1 protein-coding gene is annotated in these 5,824 nt (G+C 62.8%); it reads right to left on the bottom strand.

Features of this window, described 5'->3' with window-relative positions:
• The coding region (locus H5U38_12405; GenBank protein ID MBC7187826.1) for an Ig-like domain-containing protein at window positions 1-5,824 on the bottom strand (5,824 nt) is incomplete at both ends.

The raw sequence follows: 5,824 nt of genomic DNA, 5'->3' as shown, positions 1-5,824 counted from the left end.
ACCGCTTATCTGCAACCGTGCCGATATTGGCGACCTGATTGTTCCCGTCGTGGTAGGCAATCTTGCTGGCCGGCAGAGGGGTAAAGGTCACCACCGCAGAGTCGGCAAGGAGCACATTGTCGCTTTCTATACGCGCCCGCACGGTCTTTTGCCCTGCCCTTGTTGAGGCTAACGTGGCGGTTGCTCTGCCCTCCGCATCGGTGGGAGCACCCGGCTGGGTGAGAGTGTTCCCGCTGCCCGAAGCTAAGATGCTCACCAGTCGACCGGGCACCGGGTTGTTGAAGGTGTCCAGCAAGGTCACGGTAATGAGCGATTGGCTCACGCCGTCCGCCGGCACGGGGGAAGTGGCCGTAATCCTCGAGGCCGACGAATTGGGCACATCCGGGAGCGCGCTGGCAACAAAGGTCAGGGGCGAGCCGGCCAGCGGATTGAGGCCATCGGTAGCCGTGGCTTGTACCACATTGTTCGCCGTTCCAGCTCGCGGGCCGAGGGCCAAGGTCACGGTGGCAATGCCATCGCCCGCGGTGCTGCGCACGGCCGTGGTGTCGTTGCCGTCGAGCCTACCCCCGCCGGAGACCACGCGGAAGGTGACGGGGTGGCCTGCCACTGGGTTGCCGTCTGCATCGACGGCCTTTACCTTGAGCGCCTCGGGGAGAGGTCTGCCCACGACGCCGATCTGGTTGTTGCCCAATTCGATGAGAATAGTTCGGGCAGCAGAGGTGCGGGCCGAGGCGGTGAATACCACCGGCGAGCCGGTCAATGCCGCTCCCTGGTAGGTAGCAGTGGCATGCACGACGTTGTTGTCGACGCCGGCCTCAGGACCCAGCCGCCAGGTGGTCTGGGCGATCCCCGCAGCGTCGCTGACGACGGCGGCTGTGGCCGATTGCGCCGGGCCGAGCGCACCTCCTCCGCTCACCACGGAGAAGGTGACCGTGTGACCAGGCACTGGGTAGCCATACTGGTCGGTCACCAGTACCTTAAGCGGCGATGACAAAAAGTTCCCCACCACGCCCACTTGCCCGTTGCCCGAGTGCTCGGCAATTCGCGCCGGAGGAGCGCCTGTGGCGGTGGCAGTAAAGACGGCCGGCGAGCCTTGGAGGTCTGTGCCGGAGAAGGAGGCGCGCGCCTGCACGACCTGGGTGCCTGGGGCCGTGCCCAGCGTCAGATAGACCTGCGCGTACCCGGTCGCGTTGGTGGCAACCGTCCGCTCCGCGACCCCGTCGATGGTGCCGCCCCCTTGAATGACTGTGAAGGTCACATTGTGCGCGGCGATGGGATTGTCAAAGCGGTCGACTACCCGGACCACGAATGGCGACGCCAGGCGCGCCCCTGCCATTGCCGTCTGCCCATCGCCTGAGACGGGCACCAGACGATGGGGATTATCGGCAGTGGCCGAAGCAAAAAAGTCCACCGAACCAGACAGACCCTGCCCTGTGACGGTGACCTTATTGTTGAACGTGCCCGCCACCGTGCCGAGAGTGAGGTAGGCACGAGCCTGTCCCGTCGAGTCGGTCAGCACGTCTTTGAAGGAAAGACTGTCAATGTTGCCACCGCCGGCAGCCACAGTAAAGCGCACCGGGAAGTTGGGCACAGGGTTGTTCCACTGATCAGGCACGCGTACCACGAACGGCTGCGGCAGCCTGCTGCCTGCTCTTCCTGTCTGATTGTTCCCCGACACGCGCACGAGGCCTGCTGCTGCCCCTGGGAGGGCGGTCGCGCGGAAAGTGACCGGCGAGCCGGCCAGGTGCTGACCCGCAATGGTCACGCTGGCCTGTACGACGTTGTCTGGGCCAGCTACCGAGCCAAGGGTGAAAACCACCTGGGCATAGCCCTGGCTGTTCACCGGCACGGCCTTTTGCCGGACCCCCTCGATGAAGCCTGCGCCCGAGATGACCTGGAAGAGGACGTTGACGCCGCTCACCCCGTTGCCGTATTGGTCGGTGACGCGGACTTTTAGCGGCTGTTCCAGCGCAGTGTTGACCGGCGCGCTCTGGCCGTCTCCGGAGATCTTGGCCAGCTGTGCCGGTGCGCCTGGTGTTGCTGAGGCCGTGAAGAGGACCGGAGAGCCCACCAATGGCCGGCCGCGGATATCCTCAGAGGAGGCGGCAATCGAGTAGAGATTTGCGCCCGCCGTGGTACCCACGGTCACGTTCACTTGCGCGAGTCCCTGCTGATCGGTCACCACGTCGCTGCTGGAGGCGCCAGCAATGCGTGCATCGCCCGCGGTCACGGCAAAGTGCACGGTGTGACCGGGCCGCACATTGCCGAAAATGTCCTTCACCTGCACTACCAACGGCTGAGGCAGCAGGGTGCCCACCGTGGCGCTCTGCTGGTCGCCAGAAATCTTGTAGATGTGGCTGGCCACTCCCTCGGTCGCCATAGCCCGAAATGCTATGGGCTCGCCGACGAGCGCCTGGCTCACGCCTCGCACTTCGACTCGGTTCTCCTGCCCGGGGATGTTACCCATGGTGAGGGTCGCCCGGGCGATACCACTCTGGTCAGTAGTCACCTCAACAGAGGTGCTGCCCGCGAACGAGGCAGTGCCCACGGTCACCTCGAACTTGACCTTGCATCCCGCCACCGGATTGCCGAAGCGGTCCGCGACCAGCACGCTCAAGGGTTGGTCAAGCTCCCAGCCGATAGGGGCGGATTGGTTGTCGCCGGAGACCATTTGCAGGCTGTGGGGTTCTCCGGCAGAGGCCGATGCCTGGAACAGGATGGGCGCGCCGGTGAGGAGGCTGTCGCCACGAGTGGCAACCGCGGCCACGATGTTGTTGGCAACCCCTGCCTGGGTGCCCAGCGTCCACAGAGCCTGCGCTAAACCCTCCTGCGAGGTGATCACAGAAAGGGTGTCCACGCCGCCGTCCAGTGCCCCGTCCCCGGTCTGGATGCGAAAGACCACAGGCCACCCCGGACGCGGGTCACCCAAATTGTCGAGTACACGCACCACCAGGGGCTGCGCCAGTTGACTGCCAACCACCCCTGTCTGGTAGTTGCCGCTCACATACTGCATCTCTGTGGGGATGCCCGACGTGGCATAGGCGGTAAACTCCACCGGCGCACCACTCACGCCTGGCGAGGACGCCCGCACCACGTTCTTGAACTGCGTCGTCCCCAGGGTGAGCACGGTGGCGGCGCGGCCAGACGCATCGGTGAACACCGGCTGCGCTTCCGAGAGCCTGCCGTCCCCTTCCACTACCTCGAAGAGCACCGGCAAGTTCATGACCGGGTTGTTATAGGAGTCTCTGGCTTCGACGACGAACGGTTGAGGCAGAGGCCGACCTGCAGGGCCGGTCTGGCCGTTGCCGGACACATAGCGCAACGGTGTCGGCGTACTGCTGGTGGCATAAGCCACGAACTGAGCAGGGCTTCCCGAAAGGGGGGTGCCCTTGTAAGATGCCGTGGCATTTACGGTGACCTGGCCCGCTTGCGTGCCAAGAGTGAGGTAACTATAGGCAAAGCCGGAAGTGTTGGAAACGTTGGTCAAAGGCGGGGTAGTACCGCCCATGCCATACGGGGTGTAAGTGCTGACGTTGGTCAACAGGATCTTGTCCAAGAGCGTGCCGTCTTCGCGGTTTTCAAACACGATGGTGTGTACCCCTGCACTGAGGGCTAACGGCGTAGTGCGCCGCCGCCATCCCCACGTCGTCTGGTTCTGCAGACTGAAGATTTCGGGCGTGCCATCGTCGGCATAGGACCAGAAGGAATCGGAGGTGCCCGAGGGGCCGAGCCCTCTCCCCCACAAGTAGAAAGTTCCCGAGACAGGCAAATAGATGGTGAAGGTGACCCTCCCGGCGTTCACTCCGGTTCCCTCCGGCACGTGCACGTACGCTCCGCCCGAAGCGTTCTGGTCAAAAGCTTTCACCATCGGTGGAGTCGCAATCCCTTCCTCGGCCTCCATCCAGAGGTATCCGTTGAAGTCTATGGAATCGGTGCTCAGAAAGCCCTGGCCAGAGGCAAGCTTAAAGTCCACGTACACGCCAGAGACCGGGTAGCCGTTGCGGTCGGTGACCCGCGCGGTCAAGGGGACCGGCAGCCTGGTGCCCACTGGTCCGCTCTGTTGGTTGCCCGCGGCCACAACGAGTATCGATGGATCGCCGAGAGGCACGGCTACTGAGAACTCGGCGACGTTGTTGTTCAGTCCACCCTTCAGGTAGACTCCTGCGTACTTTGTGCTGGCGTTGCCCTGCAGCTTGTTCGTGTCCGATACCCGCGCGTCGAACTTGTCGTTGATGAACACATCAAAGTGGTGCCCGGAGGCGTTGGTAGACATTTTTACCTTAAACACATCCCCTGGCCCGGGCTGCGGCTGAAGGCCTTCCACGTTGGCGATAGTCTCGCCAGGGTTGCCGTAGGTGATGGTCCAGAGACGCACGTACTTGCCATCCTTCCAAATCAGGTAGCCGCTGGCAGTGGGGATGGGAGCGTTCAACATGAGGGCCAAGCCACCCTCCCTTATCCCGGTAGCGTCCGCATTGTTTGCCCACTTGATGGAGGCTTCCACTGGGTTGTCCCGATTGTTGAGCACGGCCATGTAGCCCCAGGCATACGTGGGGGAGGTGTTCGCCAGGTCGCCGTTGACAATGGCGTAAGCGGAGTGGGCTGACCAGTTGGCGCCTAAGGACTGGCGCTCAAAGTCGTCGGTAAAGGTAGCAAGCGTCGCCTCGCCAGGCGTCACTGCCGAGACGATGTTGGACAGGTCGCTGACATTGCCCGCCTCATCCAGGGCCTTGATGGCGAAAAAGTAGGTCTTGTTCGAAAGCAGCCCTTTTACCTCGAAGGTCTCCGGCGAGCCAGCGGGCTTGGGGACTGGAGGGCTGAGCACGCTGACGGCAGACGCAAAATTGGCAGCGGTTATGGGTTGGTCCAGGTACTTGATCACATACGATGATGCAGTGCCCACGTTGCCATCGTCGCCTGGGGCAGTCCAGGTGAGCGTGACCGACATGGAGCTGATGCCGGCAATGCCGAGGTTGGTGATCGCGGCCGGCGGGGTTACGTCGAGACTGGTGCGGGCAAAGAAGTTGTCGATGCTGGTGTTATACCCGCCCTTCAACATGATGCCGGCGTACTTGTTGGCGCTGTTGCCCTTTTCTTTGGCGGCATCGGTGACGCGGCCGTCGTAGCGGCCGTTAATGTACAGGTCGAAATGGTGGCCTGCCGGACTGGTGCTGACCAGCACGCGCATCACGTCGCCGGCACGGGGCGCCGCCTGGCTGCCGGTGGCTGAGGCGACGCTATGACCCGGCACGCCGCCGGCGATGGTCCACAGGCTTATGGTGCCGTTGGTGCGCCGGAAGAGCAGATAGCCATCGGCGTTTACCGAGGCGGCATTCAGCAGCAGGGCAAAACCGCCCTGATCGATACCGTCTTGCGGGGCCGCAGCTCCCCACTGGAAAGAGACGTCATTGGCGTTGCTGGTGAGGTTGTAGACCGCCAAGTGCCCCCAGACGTTCTCGGTCGAAGTGTTGGCCAGCTCGTTATTGACGATGTGGTACTCAGGGTCTGCAGTCCAGTAAGGCCCCAGGGATGCTCGATTGAAGTTGTCGCCTGGGAAAAGCAGGGAGGCCAGCGCATTGAAGTAGACGTCCGCCATTTTGCTGTAGCCCGCGTCGTTGGGATGGATGCCATCCCCAGACAGCATCGTGGCCACGTCAAACGGGGAGTACTGGTCAACCAGGTAGAGTGTGCCAGGAGGAATGGTGGGGATCCTGCCTTGCTCCGAGTCGCTGACGATCTTGGCCACTTCCTGGTTGAAAAGGACCGTCTGATCGGGGTAGGCCACCTTTGGGATAATCTTGCAGAGCACAATCTTTTTCAGGCT

The sequence above is a fragment of the Calditrichota bacterium genome (assembly GCA_014359355.1).
GTDB lineage: Bacteria > Zhuqueibacterota > Zhuqueibacteria > JANLFK01 > Oleimicrobiaceae > Oleimicrobium.
The sequence above is the reverse complement of the archived record's forward strand: the minus strand, read 5'-3'. Positions and strand labels throughout refer to the sequence as shown.